Origin of the sequence: Peribacillus sp. V2I11, from assembly GCF_030817135.1 — a bacterium.
Classification (GTDB): Bacteria; Bacillota; Bacilli; order Bacillales; family DSM-1321; genus Peribacillus; species Peribacillus simplex.
In genome coordinates this window covers 1,616,555-1,643,008 of the sequence record NZ_JAUSYW010000001.1, presented here as the reverse complement: position 1 = coordinate 1,643,008, position 26,454 = coordinate 1,616,555, and the positions used below count along the sequence as shown (strand labels likewise).

The 26,454-nt window shown below is 37.7% G+C and carries 27 protein-coding genes and 3 pseudogenes; 26 read left to right on the top strand and 4 right to left on the bottom strand.

The genetic code is table 11. The annotated features are described in order from the left end of the window. Nucleotides 1–52: 52 nt before the first annotated feature. On the bottom strand, nt 53–265 hold the full coding sequence (locus tag QFZ73_RS07920) for a hypothetical protein (protein WP_144550500.1): 213 nt from the start codon (nt 263–265) through the stop codon (nt 53–55). Nucleotides 266–755: 490 nt separating this feature from the next. On the opposite strand from QFZ73_RS07920, the gene QFZ73_RS07915 reads away from it, so the two are divergent. The 17 genes and pseudogenes from QFZ73_RS07915 to QFZ73_RS07835 all read left to right on the top strand — a co-directional run bounded on the left by QFZ73_RS07915 (nt 756) and on the right by QFZ73_RS07835 (nt 16,335). Then, the gene (locus tag QFZ73_RS07915) at nt 756–1,667 is read left to right on the top strand and encodes a LysR family transcriptional regulator (RefSeq protein WP_251435508.1); all 912 of its coding nucleotides are present in this window, start codon (nt 756–758) and stop codon (nt 1,665–1,667) included. Nucleotides 1,668–1,800: 133 nt separating this feature from the next. Beyond that, a complete protein-coding gene (locus QFZ73_RS07910) occupies nt 1,801–2,802 on the top strand; it encodes an LLM class flavin-dependent oxidoreductase (RefSeq protein WP_307265001.1) in 1,002 nt (333 codons plus the stop codon). Nucleotides 2,803–2,897: 95 nt separating this feature from the next. Beyond that, the gene (locus QFZ73_RS07905) at nt 2,898–4,232 is read left to right on the top strand and encodes an LLM class flavin-dependent oxidoreductase (RefSeq protein ID WP_307264998.1); all 1,335 of its coding nucleotides are present in this window, start codon (nt 2,898–2,900) and stop codon (nt 4,230–4,232) included. 38 nt (nt 4,233–4,270) lie between these two features. After that, on the top strand, nt 4,271–4,531 hold the full coding sequence (locus tag QFZ73_RS07900; protein ID WP_251435514.1) for a glutaredoxin family protein: 261 nt from the start codon (nt 4,271–4,273) through the stop codon (nt 4,529–4,531). A 150-nt stretch (nt 4,532–4,681) separates the two neighbouring features. Then, nucleotides 4,682–5,215 carry a GNAT family N-acetyltransferase gene (locus QFZ73_RS07895; protein WP_307264994.1) on the top strand — a complete coding sequence of 178 codons (534 nt, stop codon included), beginning with the start codon at nt 4,682–4,684 and terminating at the stop codon, nt 5,213–5,215. 20 nt (nt 5,216–5,235) lie between these two features. Further along, nucleotides 5,236–6,060, top strand: a complete 825-nt coding sequence (locus QFZ73_RS07890) for an amino acid ABC transporter substrate-binding protein (RefSeq protein ID WP_307264991.1) — start codon at nt 5,236–5,238, stop codon at nt 6,058–6,060. A gap of 32 nt (nt 6,061–6,092) precedes the next feature. Then, on the top strand, nt 6,093–6,800 hold the full coding sequence (locus tag QFZ73_RS07885) for an amino acid ABC transporter permease (protein WP_307264988.1): 708 nt from the start codon (nt 6,093–6,095) through the stop codon (nt 6,798–6,800). Nucleotides 6,801–6,820: 20 nt separating this feature from the next. After that, nucleotides 6,821–7,531, top strand: a complete 711-nt coding sequence (locus QFZ73_RS07880) for an amino acid ABC transporter permease (protein WP_307264985.1) — start codon at nt 6,821–6,823, stop codon at nt 7,529–7,531. Beyond that, nucleotides 7,528–8,298 carry an amino acid ABC transporter ATP-binding protein gene (locus tag QFZ73_RS07875; RefSeq protein ID WP_307264981.1) on the top strand — a complete coding sequence of 257 codons (771 nt, stop codon included), beginning with the start codon at nt 7,528–7,530 and terminating at the stop codon, nt 8,296–8,298. Before QFZ73_RS07880 ends, QFZ73_RS07875 begins: the two co-directional genes overlap by 4 nt. Nucleotides 8,299–8,321: 23 nt before the next feature. Next, complete coding sequence (locus QFZ73_RS07870) at nt 8,322–8,831, top strand: GNAT family N-acetyltransferase (RefSeq protein WP_089362828.1); 510 nt, start codon at nt 8,322–8,324, stop codon at nt 8,829–8,831. A 14-nt stretch (nt 8,832–8,845) separates the two neighbouring features. Then, nucleotides 8,846–9,988, top strand: a complete 1,143-nt coding sequence (locus QFZ73_RS07865; RefSeq protein ID WP_307264976.1) for an amidohydrolase — start codon at nt 8,846–8,848, stop codon at nt 9,986–9,988. 441 nt (nt 9,989–10,429) lie between these two features. Then, nucleotides 10,430–11,434 (top strand): LLM class flavin-dependent oxidoreductase, encoded by a 1,005-nt coding sequence (locus QFZ73_RS07860; RefSeq protein WP_307264974.1) that lies wholly within the window; start codon nt 10,430–10,432, stop codon nt 11,432–11,434. Nucleotides 11,435–11,524: 90 nt separating this feature from the next. Next, nucleotides 11,525–12,358 carry a MetQ/NlpA family ABC transporter substrate-binding protein gene (locus tag QFZ73_RS07855; protein ID WP_307264971.1) on the top strand — a complete coding sequence of 278 codons (834 nt, stop codon included), beginning with the start codon at nt 11,525–11,527 and terminating at the stop codon, nt 12,356–12,358. A 44-nt stretch (nt 12,359–12,402) separates the two neighbouring features. Further along, complete coding sequence (locus tag QFZ73_RS07850) at nt 12,403–13,482, top strand: methionine ABC transporter ATP-binding protein (RefSeq protein ID WP_307264965.1); 1,080 nt, start codon at nt 12,403–12,405, stop codon at nt 13,480–13,482. Further along, nucleotides 13,424–14,074 carry a methionine ABC transporter permease gene (locus QFZ73_RS07845; RefSeq protein WP_307264962.1) on the top strand — a complete coding sequence of 217 codons (651 nt, stop codon included), beginning with the start codon at nt 13,424–13,426 and terminating at the stop codon, nt 14,072–14,074. The genes QFZ73_RS07850 and QFZ73_RS07845 overlap by 59 nt, the downstream gene beginning before the upstream one ends. Nucleotides 14,075–14,109: 35 nt before the next feature. Continuing rightward, nucleotides 14,110–14,961 (top strand): MetQ/NlpA family ABC transporter substrate-binding protein, encoded by an 852-nt coding sequence (locus QFZ73_RS07840; RefSeq protein WP_307272675.1) that lies wholly within the window; start codon nt 14,110–14,112, stop codon nt 14,959–14,961. A gap of 20 nt (nt 14,962–14,981) precedes the next feature. Then, a pseudogene (locus QFZ73_RS07835) lies at nt 14,982–16,335 on the top strand (LLM class flavin-dependent oxidoreductase). A gap of 155 nt (nt 16,336–16,490) precedes the next feature. Here QFZ73_RS07835 and QFZ73_RS07830 read toward each other — a convergent pair. Together QFZ73_RS07830 and QFZ73_RS07825 are read right to left on the bottom strand one after the other, a co-directional pair. Beyond that, nucleotides 16,491–17,274: pseudogene (locus QFZ73_RS07830) on the bottom strand (glucose-1-dehydrogenase). Between the two features lie 18 nt (nt 17,275–17,292). Further along, nucleotides 17,293–18,143: pseudogene (locus tag QFZ73_RS07825) on the bottom strand (GRP family sugar transporter). 214 nt (nt 18,144–18,357) lie between these two features. On the opposite strand from QFZ73_RS07825, the gene QFZ73_RS07820 reads away from it, so the two are divergent. Then, nucleotides 18,358–18,918 (top strand): thioredoxin family protein, encoded by a 561-nt coding sequence (locus tag QFZ73_RS07820; protein WP_307264959.1) that lies wholly within the window; start codon nt 18,358–18,360, stop codon nt 18,916–18,918. Nucleotides 18,919–19,115: 197 nt separating this feature from the next. Here the strand turns inward: QFZ73_RS07820 and QFZ73_RS07815 are convergent, their stop codons facing one another. Then, nucleotides 19,116–19,661: a helix-turn-helix domain-containing protein gene (locus QFZ73_RS07815; protein WP_251435558.1), complete on the bottom strand. Its 546-nt coding sequence runs from the start codon at nt 19,659–19,661 to the stop codon at nt 19,116–19,118. Nucleotides 19,662–20,066: 405 nt separating this feature from the next. On the opposite strand from QFZ73_RS07815, the gene QFZ73_RS07810 reads away from it, so the two are divergent. The 8 genes from QFZ73_RS07810 to QFZ73_RS07775 all read left to right on the top strand — a co-directional run bounded on the left by QFZ73_RS07810 (nt 20,067) and on the right by QFZ73_RS07775 (nt 26,443). Further along, nucleotides 20,067–20,306: a PLD nuclease N-terminal domain-containing protein gene (locus QFZ73_RS07810; RefSeq protein ID WP_034305547.1), complete on the top strand. Its 240-nt coding sequence runs from the start codon at nt 20,067–20,069 to the stop codon at nt 20,304–20,306. Next, entirely contained in the window at nt 20,303–21,208 is a 906-nt protein-coding gene (locus QFZ73_RS07805; protein ID WP_307264947.1) for an ABC transporter ATP-binding protein, read from the top strand. Before QFZ73_RS07810 ends, QFZ73_RS07805 begins: the two co-directional genes overlap by 4 nt. Further along, entirely contained in the window at nt 21,205–21,993 is a 789-nt protein-coding gene (locus tag QFZ73_RS07800; protein WP_307264944.1) for an ABC transporter permease, read from the top strand. Before QFZ73_RS07805 ends, QFZ73_RS07800 begins: the two co-directional genes overlap by 4 nt. A gap of 49 nt (nt 21,994–22,042) precedes the next feature. Beyond that, a complete protein-coding gene (locus QFZ73_RS07795; protein ID WP_307264940.1) occupies nt 22,043–22,759 on the top strand; it encodes an ABC transporter ATP-binding protein in 717 nt (238 codons plus the stop codon). Next, entirely contained in the window at nt 22,734–24,326 is a 1,593-nt protein-coding gene (locus tag QFZ73_RS07790) for a hypothetical protein (protein WP_307264937.1), read from the top strand. Before QFZ73_RS07795 ends, QFZ73_RS07790 begins: the two co-directional genes overlap by 26 nt. An 88-nt stretch (nt 24,327–24,414) precedes the next feature. Next, entirely contained in the window at nt 24,415–24,702 is a 288-nt protein-coding gene (locus tag QFZ73_RS07785; protein WP_251435572.1) for a transposase, read from the top strand. Between the two features lie 380 nt (nt 24,703–25,082). Beyond that, on the top strand, nt 25,083–25,793 hold the full coding sequence (locus QFZ73_RS07780; RefSeq protein ID WP_307264934.1) for a 4'-phosphopantetheinyl transferase family protein: 711 nt from the start codon (nt 25,083–25,085) through the stop codon (nt 25,791–25,793). Beyond that, nucleotides 25,784–26,443, top strand: coding sequence for a hypothetical protein (locus QFZ73_RS07775; protein ID WP_251435578.1), 660 nt, complete (start codon nt 25,784–25,786; stop codon nt 26,441–26,443). The genes QFZ73_RS07780 and QFZ73_RS07775 overlap by 10 nt, the downstream gene beginning before the upstream one ends. Nucleotides 26,444–26,454 lie beyond the last annotated feature (11 nt).

Below are 26,454 nucleotides of genomic sequence, written 5' to 3'. Positions count from 1 at the left end.
TTAAGGATATAGGCCTCTTAACAAATAGCTTATGTGACATTCTGTTCTTAATTTACTCCGTTTTTTGAGTTTGTGCTACACTGTATACTTGACTTACATATGATTGGGCTTGTGCGATTTCCGAAGCAGCTTGTTTAATTGCTTCCTGTGCCAAAGTTGGGTCCGACGAAGATTTTTCAATTGCTTGACTAAGTAAAGTTTGAGTAAGGGTAACGTTTGCTTTTGCTTGGTTTAATTGATTGACATCAATTTGTTGTTGAGGCATATTGCTTCACTCCTTATGTCATTATTTGAACTACTCCATTAGGATGACCTTTCTTTTCTTTTTTATAAGGAGAAAAAAATATAACGTAGACAGGATGGACTGAAACGGCCAAGTCCATTGGGATAAACAATTAAAAAAAACTATGCAAAATTTATGGAAATACAAATTCGTAAAATAGATACACCCTTAGGAGTGAAAAACAGGCAGAAAGAGAATGAAATTATTAGTTTTATTTACTTAGAATCCTTAAAATTTCATCTGCATAAATAGTATTACCTTCCTTGAATATCATGTTGTATGAAATCGCAATAAATATATCGTTACTTGTTGGTTGTTCAGTTAAATTACACTTTACTTATTGGTTTTATAAGATTAAAATCGGAGAAAGAATCATTATAAGAGGAAGAGCTGATTGGACAACCAAAAGCTCCTGAACGCGATAAGCGAACAGGAGCTTTTTGCGTTCATTTTGGAAAGAGGAGTTGGCAAGATGAATATTGATCATATTGAAGCTTTTATGTATGTTGTTCACCTTAATAGTTTTCATAAAGCCGCAGAGGCAATGTTTTTATCACAACCGACTGTTTCGGCAAGAATTAAGACCCTTGAGAGTGAACTCGATTCAGTACTATTTGAGAGGCAAGGGAGAGGGATTATTTTAACCGAAAAAGGGAAAGCCTTCATTCCATTTGCAGATCAAATTATTCGTACCTTTCACCAGGGGAAAAAGCAGTTGAAAACAGGAAGCGAACTGGAGGAAATAACCATAGGGGCTAATATCATTACATCGCAATACTTTATTCCATATGCTCTTCCTCTATGGAAAAAGGAAAACCCCAATTTACGCTTTAAATTTATTTCAGCAACAAATGATGCATTAATGGAAAAATTGCTTCAGAAACAGGTTGATATAGCCTTTATGAAGGATGTTACACATAGTGGTCTGCAAAATTACAAAACCCTTGATAATTCGATTCGTTTAGTCGTGTATCCAGGACATCCATTTCAACTTCAAACTGAGCTAACAGTACAGGAATTAGCATTGGAGCCGTTGGTGTTTTTTGAGTGTGGTGCGTTTGACTGGAACCACGTTCATAAAATTTTTGAAGTATCTAATGTAGAGCCGCGCATTGAATTTCAGGTTGATCACCTGGAAGTGGCGAAGTCGCTAATTCTTAGCAGAAGCTGTATCGGATTTTTACCGTACTTATGTATTAAAAAAGAGTTAGAACAGGGCACTCTGGTTGAAGTGGATGTGTCACATTTAATCAAGATAAAGCAGCACATCTATCTAACGCATTTAAATCACGGGTTGGAATCACCCTTACTATGGAAAGACATTCTTTTATCAATTCGGAAATTTGAGAAAAACCATCAGCCATTACAGATACAATCGAATTGATAGATATTTTCTATCAATACAATATTTTTTTCTATTAGTTAGACCATTGCCATTAGCATGTTTAAGGTGATAGGATAAGTCGAAATATAATTATTCGCATAAGCAAACTTTGAATTAAGGCGGAGGAGAGAATATGAATTATAAGCTTGGCATTTTAGACCAGAGCCCGATATTTCCAGGAGCTTCAGCATTTGATGCACTACAGCAAACCATTAATCTGGCTAGACATGCAGAAGAGTGGGGTTATACCCGTTTCTGGGTATCTGAACATCATCATGCCGAACAGCTAGCGGGGTCCTCCCCGGAAGTATTGATTTCTTATTTATTGGCCCAAACAAAATCGATTCGGGTAGGGTCCGGAGGTGTTATGCTTCAGCATTATAGCCCATATAAAGTGGCGGAAAACTTTCACGTGTTATCAAATCTTTCGCCAGGCAGGGTAGACCTTGGCATCGGAAAGGCACCAGGTGGTCTCCCCTTATCAACGAAGGCACTACAGTTTGGAAATGTGAATGATGGAAAAGATTTCGAAGAGCGGTTATCTTTCTTGCAAAAAATAATCGAAAATTCAGTTAATGAAGCTCACCCGCTTGCAGGCATTCAAGCGACACCACTCCCTTCCAAAAAGCCAGAGATGTTTCTGCTTGGTGCAAGTGCTGAAAGCGGCAGGTTAGCGGCCGAACTTGGTATAGATTATGTATTTGCCCGATTTATCAATAGTAATGAGACTGTACTCGAAGATGCTTCACGCATTTACCAAAGTATTTATCCATCAGGAAGCTTTAAGGTATCAGTTTCAGTGATTGCTGCTCCTACACAACTAGAAGCAGAACAGTTAACAGGTGATCAGAAGATTGTGAAAGTTTATCTCAAAAGCGGTCGTTCTGTTACGGTCCAAACACAGGTGCAAGCAGAGTTATTTGGGAAGCAATCTGGGGAGTCTTACGAAATAGACGAACAGGATTCCAATATTATTGCTGGAACTCCCTCTTATGTAAAAGAAGTCTTGGCAAATTTACATGAAAAGTACGGGGTAGATGAGTTTATCCTACATTCGCCGATTTTAAAGGAAGCAGAAAGGTTCCGATCTTTTCGATTGTTGAGTCCACGTCAATTAGCCTTATCTGAAGAGTAACACGTTACGAGCAAAAATTAAAAAGTCTTCAGTAATTAGGGAAGATGCTAGATGTCAGCAAAGCTAAATACCGATTAATTAAAGGAGGAGTATTGATGTCTGAGCATAGAAAGTTGAAATTTGGAGCGCTTATTCATGGAGTTGGAGGGAGTATATCTGGTTGGAGACATCCTGATATTCAAGCAGATGCCAGTGTTAGTCTTGAATTTTATAAGGAGCAGGCCCAGAAGGCTGAAGAGGGAAAGTTCGATTTACTTTTCATTGCTGACGGTTTGTTTATCAATGAGAAGTCAATTCCGCATTTTTTAAATCGATTTGAACCACTTACCATATTATCCGCACTCGCTGCTTTCACATCAAGAATAGGGCTTGTCGGAACAGTTTCCACCTCATACAGTGAGCCATTTACTGTAGCCCGGCAATTTGCTTCACTTGATCACATTAGTCAGGGGCGTGGCGGATGGAACCTTGTTACTACCCCTCTTGAGAGTACGGCCTTGAACTATAACAAAACGATTGAAGAACACCCTGATCATGCCAAACGCTATCGGATAGCATCAGAATATATACAAGTTACCAAAGGGCTTTGGGATTCATGGGAGGATGACGCGTTTACTCGGGATAAAGAGTCCGGTGAGTTTTTTGATCCTTTTAAAATGCATCAATTAAAACATCAAGGGGAATTTTTCTCCGTGCAAGGACCACTCAACATTGCTAGATCTAAACAGGGGAGACCTGTCGTTTTTCAAGCAGGTTCATCAGAAGATGGAAAAAATCTTGCGGCTAAAGAAGCGGATGCAATCTTTACAGGTCAACCAACTTTGGAAGATGCCAAGATTTTTTATCAAGATGTAAAAAACAGGGCTATTGCATTCGGGAGAAAACCTGATGAAATTGTTATTCTGCCAGGTATCGCGCCAATCATTGGTGTAACTGAGGAAGAGGCTGAGCACAAATATCAAGAACTCGCTAACCTGGTTTCTATAGATAAGGCGCTTGACTATTTGGGACGATACTTCGATCATCATGATTTTACCCAATATGAACTGGATGTACCTTTCCCAGATCTCGGAGACATCGGAAAAAACAGTTTCCGAAGTACGACTGATCGAATTAAACAGGAGGCCAAGGAGAAACAGTTAACGCTCCGTCAAGTAGCACTTAAAGAGGCTACACCCCGGACTTCTTTTATTGGAACTCCCGAGAAAGTGGCGGATTTGGTTCAGCAATGGTTCGATGAGAAGGGTGCGGACGGATTTATCTTTGCTTCAAGTGTTCCAAATGCTTTAAGTGACTTTGTATCTTATGTGATTCCTATACTTCAAAAAAGGGGAATATACCGTACTGAATACGAAGCAGAAACATTAAGAGGCAACTTGGGGCTTCCATTCCCGGAAAATCGTTATGCGAAAGAAAAGATTAATCAATAGTTGATGTATTATTTTAAAAATTGAAGGAGGAATAAGAAATGGGAGAAGCGTTATCTGTCGTCGTTTGGTCAAAACAAGGTTGTCACTATTGCGAAGAGGTTAAACAATACTTAAAAGAAAAGGAGATCGCTTATCAAACGGTGGATGTCACCAATCATGATGAACGGCGAGATATTTTAGAAATCAAATATGGTGTTCGGTATGTGCCTATTATTGAAATTGGGCGAGGTAACGTATATGAGAGTGTTACGGAAATTGGCATACCTTATCTTGAAAAAGTACTCGAGCGCATACAATAACAAAATTTAGCGGACTTAAAAAGTTGACTTATTCTTAAATGGAAATGAACATTTTGAAATAGAGATAGAACGAGTGATTAATGGGAAATTGCAGATGTAAATCCGACTATTCTTGTGTAAATAATATGTTATAGAAACGGGGAGTTAATCATGACACAGCTAATCCGTCTTGCTACTGTAAAGGATGCTCCAGAAGTGCTAAACGTCACACTTCGGGCTTATGAACCAATTAGAGAATTGAATATTAACTTTCTGGCTGCGACTGCTGATTTGCAGCTAGTGACGAATAATATTAGGCGGAATCTCACTTATGTTTTAGAACAGGAGGGTCAAATTGTTTCCACTGTGACAGTTCGTCATCCATGGAATGATCCTGACCATTTCAGTCCGTACCCATTCATTTGGTGGTTTGCAGTCGACCCGCTATACAAACAAAAAGGTATAGGTTCGACTTTGTTAACCTGGGTGGAAGAGAATGCACTTCGGAAACAGGTGAAGGCGCCGGCCGTCTATTTGGCGACAGCTGATCGTCATCCTTGGCTTGTTTCCATTTATGAAAGAAGAGGCTATGAGGTTTTTGCTGAACGAGATCACGATGGAGAAAAAATTGTGTATCTTCTTAAAATTCTAGATGAAACGCTGTATCGCATTATTGAAAATAAAGAACCAATTGTTAGTAATTAAAAACGTCGGGGGAATTTGAGATGAAAAAAACAATATTAATTGTTATGGCACTGCTACTTACTTTTTTGGGAGCTTGCTCTTCGAAAGAAACAACGAGTACTGCTAAATCAAGTTCTGGAGATTCAAAAAATAAAAAAGTTCAGAAAATCATTGTCGGAACAGGAACGCAATTCCCGAATATTTGCTTTTTGGATAGTAATGGTAAGCTGACAGGTTATGATGTCGAGTTGGTTCGGCAAATCGATGAAAAGCTGCCTGAATATGAATTTGAATTTAAAACGATGGAATTTTCCAATCTATTATTAAGTTTAGAAACGAACAAAATAGATTTTGTTGCTCACCAAATGGAGGTGAATGAAGAACGAAAAGAAAAATTTCTATTTAATAAAGAACCATATAATGTCTTTCCCCTTCAAGTTACAGTTCATCAGGACAACAATGATATTCACTCCATTAAAGATCTAAAAGGAAAAAAAGCGATAGTGAGTGCAACGAGCAACTCTGCCGTTTTTCTTGAAAAGTATAATAAAGAAAATAATGCCGGTATTGAAATTGTCTATTCTGGCCAAGGCGTAGATGATACGAAGAATCAAATCAAAACTGGTCGGGCGGATGCTACCATTACTACACCATTTGCAGTCGACTTCTTAAATGAACAAGCAGATGCACAGCAAAAGGTTGTGGGTGAGCCACTTCTTAATTCAAAAGTATACTTTTTGCTAAGAAAAGACGAAACGCCTTTACAGAAGAGAATTGATGAAGCACTTGTGGAGCTGAAAAAAGATGGGGTAGTTAGCGAACTAAGTAAAAAGTGGCTGGGCGCAGACTATTCAGTAGGATTTTAATTAGTTAGTAGTAAGCGCGGAGGTGCTAAAGCATGGGGAAAGCATTTGATCCTTCATTAATCGTCGGTTTCATTCCGACTTTAATATATTATCTTGGAGTAACATTGCAAATTCTGGCAGCATCCGTTTTATTAGGAATGGTCATCGGGATAGCGGCAGCCATCCTGAGATTATTTCGTATCCCTGTTTTGAATCAATTTGTCATTTTGTATATTTCATTCATTCGGGGAACGCCTATTTTAATACAATTATTTCTAGTTTTTTATGGACTGCCTGCAATCCTTTTATTCATTAATATTGATATTTCAAGAATGGATGCTCTGTATTTTGTCATTATTACTTATGCATTAAGTAATGGGGCGCATTTCGCAGAAATATTCCGAGGAGCTATTAAGGCTGTCGATTATGGGCAAACGGAAGCAGCCTATTCTGTTGGGATGAATAATAGTCAAAGTTTTTTTCGAATTGTGCTTCCTCAGGCAATACGGATTGCTTTCCCGAATATCGCAAACTCTATTATCGGATCCTTGAAGGATACCTCACTTGCCTTTACCATCGGCGTAATGGATATGATGGGTAGGGGAGAGACATTAATTGCTGCAACTGCACATGCTCTCGAAGTCTATCTCTCATTAGCTGTTATCTATTATGCAGTCGTGCTATTGTTTGAGAAAATATTCAGACTATATGAAAACCGCATTAATCGGCATCAAACTGTTGATGTGTCTGTTACTGGTTAAAAAAGGGAGGAGGGAAGGGCTTGACGATTGATATTCTATTTATTTGGACTGCTTTCAAGGAGATTATTAAAGCACTTCCGATCACACTTATCTTAACGATACTTCCTCTTCTTGCAGGTTTTATTATCGGTCTCGCTATTGCCTTGATTAGGATATATAAAGTGAAATTTCTATGTAAAGTTGCAAATGGTTATGTTTCCTTCTTTAGAGGAACACCGATTGTCATGCACATAATGCTTATTTATTTCGGTTTTCCATTATTAATCGATCAAATTTCCAAGAAATTTGATTTAGGTATACAATCTAATTCCATTCCGATTATTTTATTTGTCTTAACCGCCTTATCGTTGAGTGCGGGTGCTTATTTATCAGAAATATTCAGATCGGGAATTATCAGTGTCTCCAATGGCCAAATGGAGGCAGCCTATTCCGTGGGTATGAATTCGTTTCAAGCCATGACGCGAATTGTTTTGCCACAGGCCATTGCTCAGTCCATCCCGAATTTCACGAATATTTTCATTGGATTTCTGCATACGTCATCCATTGCTTTCATTGTATCGCAAAAAGAAATGACAGGAGCAGCCAATATTGTTGCATCCACCAATTTGAAATTTTTGGAGTCTTTTATCGCTGCTGGTTTAATTTATTGGGGTCTCACAATCATTGCAGAGGGGCTTTCGTTTTTAATTGAGAAAAAGGCCAATGCCTATAATCGAGGAGGAGTAAAATGATTTATTTAAAAGATATAAAAAAATCATTTAACCTGCAGCCAGTTTTAAAAGGAATTAATTTGAAAATAGGCAAGGGAGAAGTAGTTACCATTCTTGGACCAAGTGGATCTGGGAAAACCACCCTGCTTAGATGCTTGAATTTTCTGGAGAAACCAGATGAGGGAATCGTTCAAGTGGGAGATATACAGGTGAAGTCCAAGAAGGCGACTAAAAGGGAAATCTTGTCCCTTAGAAGACAATCGGCGATGGTTTTTCAGCATTATAACTTATTTGCTCATAAAACTGTTTTGGAAAATGTAATGGAAGGGTTAATTGTTACAAAAAAATATAAGAAAGCTGATGCAATTCGGGAAAGCAAGCTGTTATTGGAAAAAGTAGGTTTGGGAGATAAGCATAACTATTTCCCTTCGCAATTGTCAGGAGGTCAACAGCAACGTGTTGGAATTGCCAGGGCACTTGCATTAAATCCGGAGGTCATTCTATTTGACGAGCCAACGTCGGCACTCGACCCTGAGTTGGTTGGGGAGGTGCTTTCTGTCATAAAAGCAATTGCACAGGAAGGCATCACGATGGTGATTGTAACCCATGAAATGACTTTTGCTAAAGAGATATCGGATCGCGTTCTTTTCATGGATGGCGGGGTCATTGTAGAAGAAGGGTCACCATTGGAGATTTTCAATGCTCCAAAGGAAGAGCGAACACGAAAATTTTTAAACCGGATATCAAGAGATTTTTCCTTATCGGTTTTAGAAGAAAGGGCCAATTAAAGAAAGGGGCCAAAGGAGGACGTATGATTAATACAATCGTGGTCGATGAATTGATTGAAGAAGATAAAGAGACGGTGCGCCGCTTATTGGTAGAAAGTTATCAACAATATGAACATGAATATTCGAACCCGGAAGCTTGGGAAGGATATTTAAAAAATATTGAATCCTCGGTGGATAATCCACATGTTGATAAGGTGTTGGTTGCAAAGTGCAATCAGGATATCCTTGGTACATTACAGCTTTTTCAGTCCTCTGAAAAAGCATATGAAAAGCCGGAACTTGGGATTTTTTCACCAATCATTCGGTTGTTGGCCGTTCATCCCGAATCAAGGGGACGCGGTATCGCGCAGGAATTATTAAAAGCTAGTGTGAATTATGCAAAATCGCAAGGTGCGTCCAGTTTGTATCTACATTCTACTGATAAGATGCATAAAGCCATTAAACTATATGAATGGTTTGGCTTTAAACGGGATCGAACGAAAGAATTTCAAAATCATGATATTTTAGTAAAATGCTATCGCTTAGATTTATAGAAGGAGGCGACTGTATGAGTCGAGAGCTGGAAAAGCGCTTAATATCGATACGGCGCCATTTACATCAATATCCGGAGTTATCAAATGAAGAATTTGAAACGACAAAATCGATACAAAATTGGCTCGAGGAAGAGGGCATTGAAATACGAAATACAGGATTGAAAACAGGTGTTTTTGCAGATATAAAGGGTGGAAAACCCGGACCGACAGTAGCCATAAGGGCGGATATAGATGCTCTTCCGATTGAGGAACGAACCGGGCTTCCATTTGCTTCGAAAGTAAAAGGAGTGATGCATGCTTGCGGCCATGATTTTCATACGGCAGCTGCAATAGGTGCTGCCTACCTTTTAAAAGAATATCAATCAGAGTTGTGCGGGACAGTGCGATTGCTTTTTCAACCCGCAGAAGAATTAGGTGGCGGAGCGGTGCATGTTATAAAGGATGGTCAAATTGACGATGTAGCGGCTGTGATTGGGCTGCACAATAAACCCAATTTGCCTGTAGGCACCATTGGGATAAAAGATGGTCCGTTAATGGCGGCAGTGGACCGTTTTCATATTTTTCTACAAGGAAAGGGGAGCCACGCGGCCATCCCTCAAAACGGAAAAGATCCAATAACAGCTGCAGCCCAGCTTATTACCGCTCTTCAAACTATCGTCAGCCGGAATGTATCCCCATTAGAGAGTGCTGTGGTGAGTGTTACGAGAATAACAGGTGGAAACACTTGGAATGTAATTCCGGGTGACGTAATACTGGAAGGAACGATTCGAACCTTTGAATCTACAATCCGCGAAGAAGTAAAGGATAAGTTTTATTCGATTGTGAATCATATTGCAGCTGCTTTTTCACAGGAAACTGAGATTGGTTGGTTTCCTGGACCGCCCGCGCTTCTTAATCATCCGGCAGTCACAGAGATGGCACGCAGGTCTGCTTTGGAGCAATCATTACATGTAATCAATCCAGAACCTTCAATGGGTGGTGAAGATTTCGCTTATTACCTTCAACATATCCCCGGTACTTTCGCCTTTTTTGGTACAAACGGAAACGAAGATTGGCATCATCCAGCTTTTACTGTTGATGAAAAATCCATTATTAAAGCCGCTCATTTTTTATCTGAAAGTGCCAAGTATTTATTAAATAACCATGGTAAGTGGTGAACATACATTACAAAGGTGCCAGACACGATTTCGTGCCTAGCACCTTTGTTGTTGTAATTCCAAAGGTTTCGTTCCAACTTGATTTCAAGCATAGCCATGATGTGAACATTCCCCCCATTTTACCTTCCATACATAGCCACTCTTCATTCTTTCATTCCAGCTTTTCATAGACTCCTCTCTCCTTTTCTCTTCCTCTCATTGATGAATCCTATTCTGATAGCGGTAAGAAGAATAGATCTAGGCGAGAGCGTGGTTAATTATTAGGCAAAGGCATTCCAAATTCATAACCAATTGATAGAATTTTTTTATCAAATAAATAAATTTTTCTATCAAATAAGGTGTTGTCAAGTGCTTGTTTACAATGTTAGGATGAATTTCAAATACATTAAAACAACTAATTCGATTTGTAAACTTGGTATTAATGATTGGAGAGAAAGTCATATGAGTTTTAAGCTTGGAATATTAGATCAAAGCCCTATTTTTCCTGGGAATTCGGCAGTTGATGCACTTAAGCAAACCGTAAACCTAGCTCAAAAAGCTGAAGAATGGGGATATACCCGTTTTTGGGTATCGGAACATCATCATATGGAACAAGTTGCCGGATCTTCACCGGAAGTATTAATTTCTTATTTATTATCGAAAACCACATCCATTCGTGTAGGTTCGGGAGGTGTCATGCTTCAGCACTACAGTCCTTATAAAGTCGCTGAAAATTTTCATGTTTTATCCACTCTTGCCCCGGGCAGGGTAGATCTTGGCATTGGTAAAGCACCAGGTGGATTTCCTTTATCAACAAAGGCCTTACAATTTGGAACTGTGAATGATGGAAAAGATTTTGGGGAACGTGCATCCTTGTTGCGAAAGTTTATTGAAAATTCAATTAATTATGATCATTTGCTCTCTGGTATTCAAGCAACACCGATACCGCCTGAAAAGCCAGAAACCTTTCTGCTAGGTGCAAGTTCAGACAGCGCTCAACTAGCCGCTAACCTCGGAATGGATTTTGTATTCGCCAGATTTATTAATAGTGATGATACCAGGCTGTATGAAGCTTCCTCTGCTTACCGAAGCAAGTACCCAGAAGGTCGTTTTATCGTATCAGTAGCGGTTGTGGCAGCTCCTACCCAACAAAAAGCAGAGGAGCTGGCAAGCGAACAAAAACTATTTAAAGTTCATCTTCAAAGTGGCCGGACGCTGACAGTTCAATCACGTGAGCAGGCTGAGTCATTTGAGAAGCAGGCTGGTGAAGCTTACGAAATAGAAGAGCAGACCGCAAGTGTTATTGCTGGGACTCCAGGATATGTTAACGGGGTTTTAAAGGAACTTCAGAAGGTTTTTCAAGTGGATGAATTTATTTTGCATACACCGCTTCGAACAGAAGCGGAACGGATCCAATCCTTTCAGTTGTTGAGTCCGCTTCTACTAGGGGAAGAGACTATCATATAGAAGGAAAAGAAAAGATCCAGCGGGCATGAAGCAGCTGATAAATATATGTTATTCCAATATAAAAGGATAAAAAAAAAGGAGCGAGAAACATTGAAGAAAATTAAATGGCTGTCCGTTACGGTTTTAACAGTAGTATTGCTGATATTAGGAGCTTGTGGAAGTAATGAGCAAACATCATCGGAGAGTAAAGGAGAAAAGGATGAGGAAGTGACTTTGAAAATTAGTGCAGCCTCAATACCACATGCAGAAATTTTAGAGTTTATCGCACCGGATTTAGAAAAACAAGGCGTGAAACTGGATGTAGTGATTTCTACGGATGGTATTCAAACGAATCAACAAACAGCAGACAAAGAATTGGATGCAAACTTCTTCCAACATACCCCTTACTTAGAACAAGTAAATAAAGATAGTGGTTTGAATTTGGTTAATGTGAAGGGTGTACATATTGAACCATTTGGTGTCTATTCCAATAAAATTAAGTCTATAGGTGAATTGTCAGACGGAGCGAAAGTAGCCGTACCGAAAGATCCAGTAAACTTTTCGCGATCGTTACAGCTTTTTGCGGCAAATAATATCATTGAGCTGGATGCTTTTAAGTCAGGGGATTATACGATTGAGGACATTACAAAAAATGATAAAAAAATAGAATTCATTCCAGTCGATTCCCCTCTTTTAGTTCACTCGCTAGATGATGTGGAAGCATCGGCCATTAACACAAACTATGCTCTGGAAGGAGGGTTAAAACCTCTCGATGATGCACTGATAATTGAAGGGAAGGATTCACCATATGTTAACATTTTAGTTGCTCGTCCAGACAATAAGGACGATAAAGCCATCCAAAAGCTTGCGAATGCATTAACGACGGAAAAGGTCAAAGAATTTATTTTAGATCAATATGAAGGAGCCGTCGTGCCCGCGTTTTAGGGGGTTTTCTATACCAAGCTAGTTAAAAAGAGGAGGTGGCCACTTTGATAGAATTTCGTCGGGTTTCAAAAGTTTTTGATGACGGGGAGAAGAAAATTGAAGCGTTAAAGGAGATTAATATAACCGTTGAAAAAGGGGATATATTCGGGGTTATCGGTTTTAGTGGAGCCGGAAAAAGTACACTCATCCGAACTGTGAATCTACTGGAATATCCTACTTCAGGTGAAGTGATTGTAGAAGGAAAAGATCTTGCGAAGATGTCTGAAAAAGATATGCGTGAAGCTAAGAAAAATATTGGCATGATTTTTCAGCATTTTAATTTACTTAATTCCAAAACAGTCTTTGATAATGTGGCGATGCCATTATTGTTAAGTAAAAAAAAGAAAAAAGAGATTGAAGAACGAGTTAATGAGATTCTCCGCTTTGTTGGTCTAGAAGACAAAGCAATGAACTATCCAAATCAGCTTTCAGGTGGACAAAAGCAGCGTGTCGGGATTGCCCGTGCTTTGGCTACAAACCCTTCGATTTTATTATGTGATGAAGCAACATCGGCATTGGATCCACAAACAACAAAATCAATCCTGAATCTGTTGAAACGGATAAATGAAGAATATAAAATTACCATTCTAATTATCACGCACGAAATGGAAGTGATTAAAGAAATTTGTAATCGGGTTGCAGTGATGGAGGATGGGAGCGTGATTGAATCAGGAAATGTGATCGATATTTTTGCCCGTCCACGAACAGAAACAACACGTAACTTCATTCGATCGGTTGTTCGAGATGAAGTGCCATCAAGTGTTTATGGATTGCTCAATGAGGATGCCTATTTCAGCCGAATTTTTAAAATTGATTTTTGGGGATTGAGCTCTGGGCAGCCTATCGTTTCAAAAACAGCGAAGAGGTTTAATGTGGAAATAAACGTTCTGTTCGGCAATATTACTGAGTTACAAGGCATCCCATTTGGTAATTTAATTGTTGAAATAATAGGAAATGAAGATGAAATTGATCGGGCATTACAGTTTATAAAGAATCAAAATGTCAAAGTGAAGGAGGTTACGAAGGATGGAAGTAAGCAAAGAGCTCATTTTAAACGCCTTGTGGGAAACGCTGTACATGGTTAGTATTTCACTTTTTTTTGGAAGCATCATTGGAATATTCTTAGGCATTTTATTGGTTGTAACAAGAAAAGGTCATATTTATGAAAATAGATTTATTTTTTCTATAGTGAATCCGATTGTAAACATTTTCCGATCGATTCCGTTTATTATCTTGCTTGTGGCGATTATTCCATTTACAAGACTAATTGTTGGTACGTCGATTGGTACGACAGCAGCAATTGTGCCACTCGTGCTTCATATTGGCCCATATATCTCAAGACTTGTGGAGAATTCGCTATTGGAAGTGGATGAAGGCATTGTTGAAGCCGCGAAAGCCATGGGAGCAACGCCGTTACAAATTATTTTCAGGTTTTTAATGCCTGAGGCTTTTGCGTCATTAATTCTAAGTATAACAACTGCAACAATTGGTTTAGTGGGCGCTACAGCCATGGCAGGAGCTATAGGTGGCGGTGGACTTGGAGATGTAGCGATAACATATGGCTATCAACGCTTTAGCACTATTACGATATTCGTCACCGTTGTAATTCTAGTAATTGTTGTTCAGGGAGTACAAAGTTTAGGAAATATATTCGAACGGAAAATTAGAAGAGTGTAGTGGCGGTAGTGTACAGAGGGAGAGTGGAATGAATGATGAAAAAGTGTATTTTACCTATACTGCTTATCTTGGGGGTGTTATTGGCAGGTTGCTCAAGTGATTCAACGAATGCAGGAGGGAAACAAACGAAAGTGAAGGTAGGGATTAGAAATTCTGAACTTCGAACATGGGAATTTTTAAAGGAACAGGCTGAAAAAGAAGGGGTGGAAATTGAAATTGTTAATTTCTCATCGGCTTATGATCCGAACGAAGCGCTGGCAGAAGGGGATATTGATATCAACGCCTTTCAACATGTTGCCTATTTAGATTCATTTAATGCGAAAAATAATACAGACATCGTTCCAATTGGGACTACAATTATTGCTCCTCTCGGTTTGTATTCAAGCAAATATAAATCGGTGGAAGAGATCCCAAATGGTGCACAAATTGCTGTGCCCAATGACCAAGCTAACTGGGGAAGAGCTTTATTGCTATTACAAGAAGCAAAACTCTTAGAGGTTGTGGATGACTTTGACGGGAATGGTGGACAGGACAAAATAAAGGAAAATCCGAAGAAAATCAAAATTGTTCCTGTCGATGGTGCCAGTGCCCCACGTGTGATGGAAGATACAGCTGGTTCGGTGATTAATAATGGAGTTGCGGTAGAAGCGGGACTAAATTTAAAAGATGCTCTTATTTATGAAAGTAGTACTGCAAAGCCTTATATTAATATCATAGCGGCTAGGAGTGAAGATCAAGACAATGAAATTTACCGAAAATTAGTTGATCTCTATCAATCAGAGAAAACGGCTAAATTTATTGAAGAAACTTACAATGGAAACTATATTCCAACATTCATTACCTTGAAAGAATTAAGCAGTTATAAGGAGATATATTCTAATAAATAAGGAAGGAAGGAGAGATTAGAATGGCTCAAGACAGAAAGATGAAGTTAGCTGCTTATCTGATTGGAACAGGTATGCATGTTGCGTCGTGGCGGCATCCGGCATCAAATCCGAATGCAAGTATTGATGTGAAAGCTTTGCAAAGACTCTCAAAAATTGCGGAAAAAGGGAAATTTGACCTTGCCTTTGTGGCAGATAGTTTGGCCATTAATCATGAATCGCATCCTCAAATACTTAATCGATTTGATCCGATTGTACTAATTACAGCATTAGCTGCAGCGACAGAAAAAATCGGCGTTGGGGCGACAGCTTCTACAACGTATAGTGAACCATATGTACTCGCTCGCCAATTTGCTTCTGTTGACCATATAAGCGGCGGACGGGTGGGATGGAATGTTGTTACTACAGCTGATGCGACCGGAGAGACGGCCTTGAATTTCAGTCGTGATAAACATTGGGCACACGATCATCGTTATGAACGAGCGGAGGAGTTCATCGACGTTGTCCAAGGATTATGGGATTCGTGGGAAGATGATGCGTTTGTGCATAACAAAGAAACGGGGACAATTTTTTGATCCTGATAAAGTGCATGAGCTTCGGTATAAAGGCAACTATTTTTCGGTAAAAGGTCCGTTGAATATTGCACGTTCGGCGCAGGGGCAGCCGGTTATCATTCAAGCGGGTGCGTCTATACCAGGGCAGCGATTAGCCGCTCGAACAGCCGAAGTCGTTTTCACACATTGGGATAACATTGAAGAATCCAAACGATATTATCAAGAATTAAAATCGTCTTTAATGGATTTTGGAAGAAGCGTGGAAGAGCTCCACATCCTTCACGGCATTTCGCCTATTATCGGAGAAACCGAGGAAATAGCCATTCAAAAATACAATAAACTCCAAAGTCTCGTCGACCCTTATGAGAGTTTGAAATTCGTTTCGGGTTATATGGGCAACGTGGATTTTTCAAAATATTCTTTAGATACACTAGCGAAGGATGTCGAATTTCCATTAGTAAATAGCATACAAAGTAACTTTAATGAAATGAAGAAAATTATTGGTGAAGAAGACATAAAAGTGGGTGAATTATATGCGAGATTTTTCAGTCCTGCCAGACGAGATAGATTTGTCGGTACACCAACTCAAGTAGCTGATGAAATGGAGGTATGGTTTACTGAAAAAGCTGCAGATGGCTTTATGCTTCAATTTCCACTGTTACCAGGCGACTTAGAGGATTTCGTCGAGAAGGTTGTTCCAATTTTACAGGAGAGGGGTTTGTTCCGTTTGGACTATGAAGGAGACACTCTCCGTGATCACCTTGGATTAAAGAATCCAAAAAATCGCTTTGCTAATGAAATAATAGCAAATTATTTGGAATAAGGGATATCTCGCATTTTCATTAAAATCCATTCAAATAAGGTCATATATATGGTGAGGACAAAGAAAAGAGAGACTAAGGAGAAATCCCCAGTCCCTCAAGTTCTTTTCTCCTATACATACACATAAGTGTTTCTTGCTAATAAGCTAAGTTAAGTTCAGCCTTTTCCTGCTTGGAATCCTGGATATTTGGTCATTCCGCCATCAGCGTATAAGGTCATTCCCGTTACGTAGCTCGATTCGGCGGAGGCCAGCCAAGCTGCACAAGCAGCAATCTGTTCCGGTTTTCCGATGTATCCCATCGGTATCAGGTCGATGACTTCTTGTTTAGCTTTTGGATCGTTGAACTTTTCGGCATTGATGGGTGTGTCGATTGCCCCAGGTGAAATATTATTAATGCGAATCCCATAGGAGCATATTCAAGTGCAAGAGTTTCAGTCATCATCTTGATTCCGCCCTTACCTGCTGCATAGTGGACAAAATGAGGCCAAGGTATCCGATCATGAACGGAAGACATGTTAATGATATTGCCCTTAATACCATGATCGAGCATATAACTGATTGCTTCCCTGCTTGCCAGGAACATCCCCGTTAGATTTACATCGATGACTTTCTGCCAATCTTCCAGAGTCAATTTTTCGCTGGGCACTTCATTTTCAATACCTGCATTGTTGATCATGATGTCGATTGTACCAAAGGTGTCCACAGCGAATGACAGCAATTTCTTCACATCCGCTTCCTTTGGAAGTCGCCTTGAATGGCTGTGGCTTTCCCGCCTGAAGCTTCAATCGTTTTGATGATTTCCTTATGGTCGCCATTTTCAGTGTGATAATTTAATACGACATGTGCTTTTTCTTTACCGAACCTTTCGGCCATGGCTTTTCCTAACCCTTTTGCCGCCCCAGTGATCACTACCACTTTTTTCTCTAAATCGTCATACATCATTTATCTCTCCTTTGACTATTCTTTTGTAAAGCCGATCATGATTCCGCCAGCAATTACGAGTACACACCCGATGATGACGAAGGCCATTTGCTTTTGGATTTTTTCTCCCCTAAAAGAAAGATGCCGCCTAAAGTGGAAATGACGATTCCCATTTGGGAAAATGAAAATGCGATGGCAACGCCCACTTTTGGATTAGCGAGCAGGAGGCCGATATTACCGACTGCCCACATCATTCCGGTTAAAACATTTCTTCCGGCATATTTATTAAACGGTTTATGTTTGATGGATAGGAGCAGGGCAGCCAGGAACATGCCAATTGCTTGCGGCAGGATCGCCGACCATCCATCAACTTCATTCCATCTGACAATAATGACATATGTAACATAACCCACCGTTGAAATGGAAAGGTAAAAAACCCTTTTTTTCATGCTTTCTTCTTTTTTGTTATCACCATCGCCATAGCTCGTCAGCAAGACACCTGTAATCAAACAGATTATTGCCACAATGCCGATTATGATTGTCATCTTGTCATTCCATTCCTTGAAAATGATTACCGCAAAAAATGTATTTCCTAGAATTTGCAATCCTGTTGAAATTGGAACGGTTTTCGATACACCGATTTCCTTGACGCTATTGAATTGAAATAACTGCCCGAATGCCCAGCCTATCCCGGAAATGATGCCGACAATCCAAACTAGACTGCTCCATTCCGGCGGATTGATGAAAGACATCATGATGGCAAACATTAATGAACCGATTGTAATGCCAAGTGTTTGATTATAAGAGTTACCTCCGAGTTTTTCGGAAACAAGCACTAAGCTGCCCCAAGTCAAAGCAGGGAGGGGCGCAAAGAGAAAACCTTCCACAAAATTTCATCTCCTAAACTAGAAAACAATGTTTTAATGAATATAAAATAGGTAGTTAGTAAGCTATTGAATGTAATTAGAGTTTTCTCTTTACAAGGGAAAGAAAAACATGGTTTTAATTTACCAATTTGTCATTTTATTTTTCAGGGTGGAAACAATGAAATAATAAGGGGTTTATGGTACTTTTAATTTAAAAATAGTTAGGAGAAATAGTATGACGACACTGAATGAATGGTTTGAAAAGGGGATTCCTGCTAAAGAATTTGTATTTTCGATGAAAGTTCATAAAGAAAACTTACAATCGATTCAGGAGGGTTTTTCCATTTCTGCAGAGGACCAAGGTTTTTTTGATGAACTAAAGACGAAGGAACTTCGAGCCATTGTCATTACTGAAGACTGGTGCGGAGACGCAATGATGAACATTCCAATACTGCTGAATATATCTGAAGCGGCAAATATTGAAACTCGCATGGTTTTACGAGATCAAAATCTTGAACTGATGGATCAATACTTAACGAATGGAACAGCGCGTTCGATTCCCATTTTTATATTCATTGATAAGAATGGTGAAGAAAAAGCTGTTTGGGGACCTCGTGCACCAAAGGTACAAGAGTACGTAATGGAGTTAAGGTCTGACCTGCCGGCCAAGGATGATGAACGTTTCGAGGCAGAGCAAAAAGCAGTTATTAAAAAGATAACTGCGGCTTTTGCTGAAGAAAAACACCTGTGGGACGAAGTATACAACAGTATCAAGGAAGCATTGGGGAGCTGCTGACAGCGGGTATATCACTTTCTGACCTGTCCAAAAGTGGGTGGTAAGCCCATTTTGGAGTTTCTTCCATTATGAAGGGCTGTTTCAAAACGGAGACTGCAACCTGATTGGTTGGTGAATATATAGATATGTTTCCTAACCGTTTTTTCTATAGTATTCATGGTTCTTGAGTGCATGGTTTTGGAACAGCCTTTTCATTTTTATGATTCTGGAATAATTGTAACGCCGATTGTTCGAATAGGAGAGTCTTGTTTGGCACTTTGATTCGTAGCTTTGTAGTATTTTAACATTAAATCGTTCAATTCATTTTGGAAGTTAATAAAGCTTTCATCATCAAGCTTTAGTTCTAAAAGGGAAAAGGTTGAACCATCTTCCGCGCAGTCTTTTTCTTCTAATTTAGTAAGATAGTTTTGATATTGAGTCATAAGCGATAATTGATAATAAGAAAAATAGTTCACCTTTTTCTCATTAGAAGATTTTTTCCATTCTTCCCCGCTAAGTCGCGCTTCTTCTTCATTTAAAACATAGTATTTTTCGGATACGGATCTCACTTTTTTCTCTTTTGCAATACGAATGACCCCTGAATCCAACAAAACCTGTATATGTCTATATAATGTTGCTTGGGGCACATCTTTAATGACTTTTAACATTTCTAATGGTGTTAAACCATTTTCCCTGTTTCTCATTAAAGCTTGGGAAATCTTTATTCGTACAGGGTGCATTAGAATTTCAGCTTTATTAATCATCTTATTCTCCTCACATTGGAAATTATAACTGGATAATTTTTAATCAATTTTAATGTTGGTCATGAATAATAAGGTTAATTCGTCATATATTGTAATGTTTGAATCATTTTCATTTAATAAAAATGACACGGTTCGAAAAATAATATTACCGAAATATGTTTTCGAAGTAAATAATAAGCCTTTTTAAATAATTTTAATTTTAAGAAATTAATTTCTTTATGTAAAACTTAATAAAAATATCACTATATTTTTATTATTATTCATTATGATAATATTATCATTATAAATAACAATAAAAACTAAAACAATATTTTATTAAAGAAAAAAATAGGTGCAAAATTCCAATTTAGATGTTATCATTATCGATAATGATAATAATATTTCGTTTTCAAAGGAGTGGTATATATGGAATTGCATTATGGATGGAACGAATTGAAAGATATTGATTTCATGTCTATTCTGCCGATTATTTTACCGGTAATTGCTATTGGAATGATTTTAGTCCTTATAGCATTAATTGATTTATACAGAAATCGAAAGACGAGGAAAAATGTTTTATTGTGGACACTTATCATTATTTTTGCAAATACTATCGGTCCAATTCTGTACTTCGTTATTGGTAGAAAGGACAGTGAGAGAATATGAAATTAGAGATTAAAAATGTTACAAAAAAATTCAAAGAAAAAACAGCGGTCAATAATTTTTCAATGGAACTGCAATCAGGGGAATGTGTTGGTTTGATAGGGCCAAATGGGGCTGGTAAATCGACACTGATAAAAGTGATTGCAGATATTATAGATCCAAGTATGGGAGAAGTATTGCTTGATGGTAAGAAAATTTCAAAAATGAAAAAGGAAATAGGCTATTTACCACAATACCCAAACTTCTTTCAATGGATGACTGCCAAAGAAACCCTCACTTTCATGGGTCAGCTCTCAGGTATCAAGGGAGACGAATTAGTAAGCGGCATTCCAGAGATATTGTCGAAAGTGGGGTTGAGCGGGGAAGAGAATTCCAAGGTGCGGACTTTTTCAGGCGGAATGAAACAAAGGCTTGGAATTGCACAGGCGCTGTTACATAAACCAGCATTGATTGTCATGGATGAACCGGTTTCTGCATTGGATCCAATCGGCCGGAGAGAAGTGTTAAACATCATAAAAGAGATAAAGCAAGATACGACAATTTTATTATCCACGCATATATTAAGCGATGCAGAAGAAATATGTGAGAGGTTTGTCATTATAAAAAGTGGTAAAAAAATTGAGGACACAACAATGTCGGAATTATTAAACAGGAATAGCGGAAATAAAATCAATGTCGACATAATCTCTAAAAGTCAAAAATGGATTGAAGACGTTAAAAGCTTGAACTTTGTCAAAGGTGTAGAGGTAATGGGGAATAAATTGAAGATAGAAGTGGAAAATATTGAGTCAAACAAGAATATGTTACTGGCGAATGCTTTGGAGCATAATGTTGATCTTGTAAGGTTCGAAATAGATAACGATACATTGGAAGAGATATTCTTAAAATTGGTGGTGGAAAAATGAATAATTTTGCCGTTTTAGCTAAAAAGGAATTTGTTCAGATGGTACGTGAATATAAAGTGATTTGGCTGCCGCTTGTATTTATATTTTTAGGAATAACTCAACCAGTCGTAAGCTATTATTTACCTTCAATATTAGAGGCGCTGGGCGGGGGCCAAGGAATCACCATCGATCCAAGCATGGCTGCCCAAAAAGGCGGCGAAGTTCTTGCTAGTACCTTAGGATCTCAATTTGATCAGCTAGGGGTCATGATCATCATCGTTTCCATGATGGGAGTCGTACAATCCGATAAAGCGAATGGTATGCTGGCTTTCATTCTTACAAGGCCCGTGACGGTTGGATCTTATATAGGCGGGAAAATCATTTCCAATTATCTGTTTGTTGCCTGCAGTGTAGCATTGGGATATTTGGTTTCATATCTGTATGTAGTTTTTTTGTTTACGAGTGTTGATTTTTCGGATTTAATAGTGGCTTTGCTGTTCTATCTGCTGTGGATCCTATTTATCGTTTCATTCACGACGATGATCAGTACCATTTTTAATAGTCAGGGTATTATTGCATTAATTTCGATAGTATTTCTCCTCGGCTGCAGGATCATAGTTGGGTTAAGTCCGGTTATAGACAATGTGAATCCGGCAAGCATGAGTAAACATGCCATGGAAGTACTGATTTTAGGTACAGTCAATTCACAGGCGATTTGGGGTGCAATGGCGGCACTTGCGTTAACGGCAGTAACGATATTGGTAACGAACATATGGATTTTAAAAAAGAAATTCAATAACGAGTAAGTTGGGGATGGAAATGTGTTAATCATGAAGTGATGGGAGGATGATAACTTTGTTAAGCATCACAGATTTAGAGAAAAGCTACTCGGCCAAGAAGATTTTGAATGGTGTAAATCTAGAAATCAAAAAAGGGGAAATCTTAGGTTTTATAGGGGCAAACGGTGCAGGGAAAACCACGACGCTGAACATTATTACGGGCATTTTAGATTCTGAAAATGGAAAGGTTGAAATAAACGGCCAGACCAAAGAAGACGGAATAGCATATAAAAAACAATTTTTCTTCATCCCTGATACTATCAATGTTTTTAACAATGTTTCGGGATTTGATTGGATTCGTTTCTTGATGAACCTATATGGAAATGATGACAAAGAACGCTTGGGGAAATATATCAATCGGTTTGGGATGCAGGAGTCCATTAAAAAGCCAATGGGAAGTTATTCTTATGGAATGATGCATAAGGTATCCCTGATAGCGGCTTTTACCATTAATCCCCCGATCATCATTATGGATGAACCGTTAAATGGATTAGATCCAAACGCCGTTTTAGTTTTTAAGGGGTTAATCAAACAATATGTTGAAACGGGCGGTACAGTGTTTTTCTCGACGCATCTGCTGGATGTGGCAGAGAAAATTTGTAATACAGTGGCTATTTTAAAAGAGGGGAAAATCATCCTGCATGATGAAATACAAAATATAATAGGTGAAAGTTCATTAGAATCTACCTTTATGGAGGCTCAGGTATATGAAGGAAAAACTTCAGTTAACTAGATTTTTCATTACTTCCTTCTATAAAATGCCCAAGCAGACAATGTTGCAGGCTGTACTGATAATAGCGGTTTTTTATATGTTTTTGCAGCTGACTGTCGTAAACGCCTTTGTTTATTTTCTTGGAGATACCGAGGTCTTCCTGTTTTATAATGTAACGATTTCTAGCATTCTCGTCTTTGCATTGGTTTGCTATTTGTCCACATCACAAATATTTGCGTATTATGAATTTAAAGTTTTGGCGCCGCTGCCACTCACCTATAAAGAAATATCAAGGGCTAAGGTGTTAAGTAGCTTATGGGTCCCCATCATCTTATCAATGGTAATCCAGGTGCCAACAATAGGCTTCTTGATAGTCGATCTAAAGTTTATGGAAGCGTTTAAATTATTTATATTTTTACCGATTGTCAATGGTTTAACGGCTTTGCTCCTGCTTTTTATCCTATCGTGCATTAATAGGTATTATTATAGATTCAAAAATAAAGTAGCATACTTAATGGTGAACATTGCTGTCATCCTCATGCTTGCGATTATTTCCATTGTATATTTTGCTGGAAAATCATCGATTGCCATATCAAAGGCCATCTCGGAAATAGATTTGAATTCTATTGAAGGGCTAAAAAACTGGTTGGAATTCATAATGAGACATATGTTTGAAACCGCAAATATGATTCCAGTGATTAAGTGGATACTGGATGCTTTTGTATCAAATGAAATAACCGTTCAATTTTTTATTATTTATATTTCGATACTAGTAATTGGTTTCCTATTGTATTCATTTATTATAGAAAACATTTCTGTTAATTATTTCAAAAACGGGTTATTGGGAAATAACAAAACGAATGTGAAAAACTCAAAGGTTAATATATCCAAAAATCAATGGAGTAACTATTTACAAAGAGAGATATGGATCATTAAGTCTGAAGCATATTTTAAGATGCAAATCGCATTAGGTCTTTTATTGCCGCCGATCTTTTCAATTGTCATGTTATTGTTGATTCAGAATGAAGTGTTCCCGAATTATTTGAATATAACGAAAGAGGGAGTCTTTGATAAATACTTTTCATATTCAGTCCTTTTCTTGTGTTGTATAAATAATATAAGCGGAACCCCATATTCAAGAGAAGGGAAATATCACTATTTACTGAAAAGTGTCCCTTTTGATGAAAAATATGTTTATTTTTCTAAAGTGATATTTTCATCAATAATCAGTATTATTGCTGTAGTGATCAGCTTTTTGATATTTGCACTATTTGGCTATTGGGAAATGGAAAATGCAATCATGTTATTAATTACTTCTTGTTTAGTGGTTTGCTATAATCTTCTAACACCATTATATGATATGAAAAATCCTAGTATAGAATGGGAGAACCCATCTGCTGCCATTAAATCAAATCCCAATGTATTAATAAGCCTGCTTTATGGATTGCCATTATTAATCATGGTAACAGCCATTCATTTTGGCTTGGTTTGGTCCAGTGTCCAACCCCTGATGGGAGCTCTCATAATTTTAATGATCGCAATAGCGATCAATTACATTTTGATTAATAGATTGAAACTCTATTTATGAGAGTCTTTATAGTAGAAAAATATTTCCGTTTGATAAAGGAAGTACAGAAAATCGGCACTAAATAAATTTAAAAAAGGAGTGTCTTATTATGGGGAAACACCATGATAAAGATTTTAAAATTTATGCTGCTCGATTAGTATTGGAAGAAGGCAGAAAACCTAGAGAATTGGCCGAAGAACTTAATATCTCCATACCTACATTAAGAAATTGGATCAATATCTATAAAGAAACAAATGTAGAGGGATCGACAGACTTCAGTAATGGTTTTTCAGGGCTCAGTCTGAAAGAGGAAAAGGATAAAATAATTAGAGATTTACAGGAAGAGAATGAGATATTAAAAAAGGCAATGCACATTTTTACGAAACAACCAAAATGATTGAACAGTATTAAAGCCATATTTTATTTTTCACAAATTATAGTGAAAAATAAAATATGGTTTTTTAATTGGAAAATTTATTCTTTTCATGTGCACTTTTTAAAGTGAAGTTTTTCAGACCGAATTTCACACGATAAGTCCTATGAAAATACTACTAAAGAGGAAACATGATGAAAATTGGTAAAGTCATTATGTAATGTAGATAATTTACAAATTTTTAATGGACTCGGCAAAATTGTTGTGATAAAGTGTTATCGATAATGATAATAGGTAATAATTAACCTAGAAAATGAAATAATTGTTTAAAAAAAGAAATTTTTGAGGAAAAAAATGGGTTAAAATTGTGGGATTTGAAAAAAAAGAGGGGAGGGAAATTATAATTGATTGAATATTTTATGAATAAGAAAAAAATTTATAAATCTTACATCAAATTTTATGCAGCGGATTCAGTCAATTTGGACTATGTTGATGATATTTTCAACGAAAAAGAATGGAGTTATCTTAATTTGCAAAATGGACCCAAAAGAACCATCGAAGCAAAGAAAAGTTTGTACTGTGGAAAAAAAGCAATTATGGAGTTTTTAGATATAGGCTTGGATGAAATAAAGAATGTATCCCTGTTGAAAGGAGTCTTTGGACAGCCGGTTATTGTTGCTAATTTGTTCTTATTAATGAACATGGGTATATCCATCACACATACGGATAAAACATTCGGAATATTGATTTTTGATCAACTGCATCCAATGGGAATCGATATCGAGACTAAAACGAAATCTGATTCTGAATTTTTGGAGACCTATTTAACGGAATCCGAGAAAAAAATGATTAAGGAAAGTGATGGTGTTCTAAGTAAAGAAATTTTCTTTAGTGCAAAAGAAAGTCTATCAAAGATACTAAAAACAGGATTGACCTCTCCACTTGAAATCTATGAGATTTCCAAGGTGGATATGGATCATGATAACATCTCACTTTTCTATAAAAATTTTTCCCAATATAAATCAACGGTTGTACTCGTGAACGAAGAAATAAGAAGTGTTACCTTTCCAATAAATTCTACGAAAATAATTGAGGGGGAATACCAATGGAATTAAAAATGGAAGCAAATGCTGAATATAAAAACAATAACAAATTAGTACAATATCTTTTTAAAAAAGAGGATAGAGTTCATAAATTAATAATTTCGTTATTGATACTCAGTTTAATTGCAGGTATCGAAACGACGCTTTTGTTATATTCTGCAGATCAAAAAGGGATGAATGTATTAAATGGCATGTCCATTTCAGAGATCGGAGCCATGAGTTTTGCCATTAACACAATTGTAATGGGGGCTCTAGGATTATTGGTTACATTTCTCATTCAAATATTAATTGTGTGCCTATTATTTTTAGTTTTAAAGGAAAGGCCGGTAAATATAAAAAGGATTTGCCAAGCTGTCATAAATGCAGGGATATGCATCGTGGTTGGATCTGGTGTTAATGCAATCATCGCATTATTGGTTAAGAGCAAGGAAACGACATTTACTAGTTTATCCTTACTGGTGCATGATAAAAACTCCATCCTTCACACATTCATGGCTGAGTTTGAATTGTTTTACATTATCAGTTTAATTCTATTCAGTTATAGTCTGGAAAAATTAGCGCTCATTAAGAGAAGAAATGCATGGATCATAACGATTGTAATAGCTTTAATTTCTTTAGTTTTTCATATGTTGACAGTTGCATCAGGCACATATTTAAAATAATGGGGGAAAAT

Coding starts and splice junctions, on each gene's coding strand:
- QFZ73_RS07875 (WP_307264981.1), top strand. CDS start 7,528: ATGATTTATTTAAAAGATATAAAAAAATCATTTAACCTGCAGCCAGTT.
- QFZ73_RS07890 (WP_307264991.1), top strand. CDS start 5,236: ATGAAAAAAACAATATTAATTGTTATGGCACTGCTACTTACTTTTTTG.
- QFZ73_RS07895 (WP_307264994.1), top strand. CDS start 4,682: ATGACACAGCTAATCCGTCTTGCTACTGTAAAGGATGCTCCAGAAGTG.
- QFZ73_RS07920 (WP_144550500.1), bottom strand. CDS start 265: ATGCCTCAACAACAAATTGATGTCAATCAATTAAACCAAGCAAAAGCA.
- QFZ73_RS07775 (WP_251435578.1), top strand. CDS start 25,784: ATGGAATTAAAAATGGAAGCAAATGCTGAATATAAAAACAATAACAAA.
- QFZ73_RS07905 (WP_307264998.1), top strand. CDS start 2,898: ATGTCTGAGCATAGAAAGTTGAAATTTGGAGCGCTTATTCATGGAGTT.
- QFZ73_RS07885 (WP_307264988.1), top strand. CDS start 6,093: ATGGGGAAAGCATTTGATCCTTCATTAATCGTCGGTTTCATTCCGACT.
- QFZ73_RS07785 (WP_251435572.1), top strand. CDS start 24,415: ATGGGGAAACACCATGATAAAGATTTTAAAATTTATGCTGCTCGATTA.
- QFZ73_RS07820 (WP_307264959.1), top strand. CDS start 18,358: ATGACGACACTGAATGAATGGTTTGAAAAGGGGATTCCTGCTAAAGAA.
- QFZ73_RS07910 (WP_307265001.1), top strand. CDS start 1,801: ATGAATTATAAGCTTGGCATTTTAGACCAGAGCCCGATATTTCCAGGA.
- QFZ73_RS07900 (WP_251435514.1), top strand. CDS start 4,271: ATGGGAGAAGCGTTATCTGTCGTCGTTTGGTCAAAACAAGGTTGTCAC.
- QFZ73_RS07810 (WP_034305547.1), top strand. CDS start 20,067: ATGGAATTGCATTATGGATGGAACGAATTGAAAGATATTGATTTCATG.
- QFZ73_RS07865 (WP_307264976.1), top strand. CDS start 8,846: ATGAGTCGAGAGCTGGAAAAGCGCTTAATATCGATACGGCGCCATTTA.
- QFZ73_RS07805 (WP_307264947.1), top strand. CDS start 20,303: ATGAAATTAGAGATTAAAAATGTTACAAAAAAATTCAAAGAAAAAACA.
- QFZ73_RS07860 (WP_307264974.1), top strand. CDS start 10,430: ATGAGTTTTAAGCTTGGAATATTAGATCAAAGCCCTATTTTTCCTGGG.
- QFZ73_RS07815 (WP_251435558.1), bottom strand. CDS start 19,661: ATGATTAATAAAGCTGAAATTCTAATGCACCCTGTACGAATAAAGATT.
- QFZ73_RS07800 (WP_307264944.1), top strand. CDS start 21,205: ATGAATAATTTTGCCGTTTTAGCTAAAAAGGAATTTGTTCAGATGGTA.
- QFZ73_RS07840 (WP_307272675.1), top strand. CDS start 14,110: ATGAAAAAGTGTATTTTACCTATACTGCTTATCTTGGGGGTGTTATTG.
- QFZ73_RS07845 (WP_307264962.1), top strand. CDS start 13,424: ATGGAAGTAAGCAAAGAGCTCATTTTAAACGCCTTGTGGGAAACGCTG.
- QFZ73_RS07870 (WP_089362828.1), top strand. CDS start 8,322: ATGATTAATACAATCGTGGTCGATGAATTGATTGAAGAAGATAAAGAG.
- QFZ73_RS07915 (WP_251435508.1), top strand. CDS start 756: ATGAATATTGATCATATTGAAGCTTTTATGTATGTTGTTCACCTTAAT.
- QFZ73_RS07790 (WP_307264937.1), top strand. CDS start 22,734: ATGAAGGAAAAACTTCAGTTAACTAGATTTTTCATTACTTCCTTCTAT.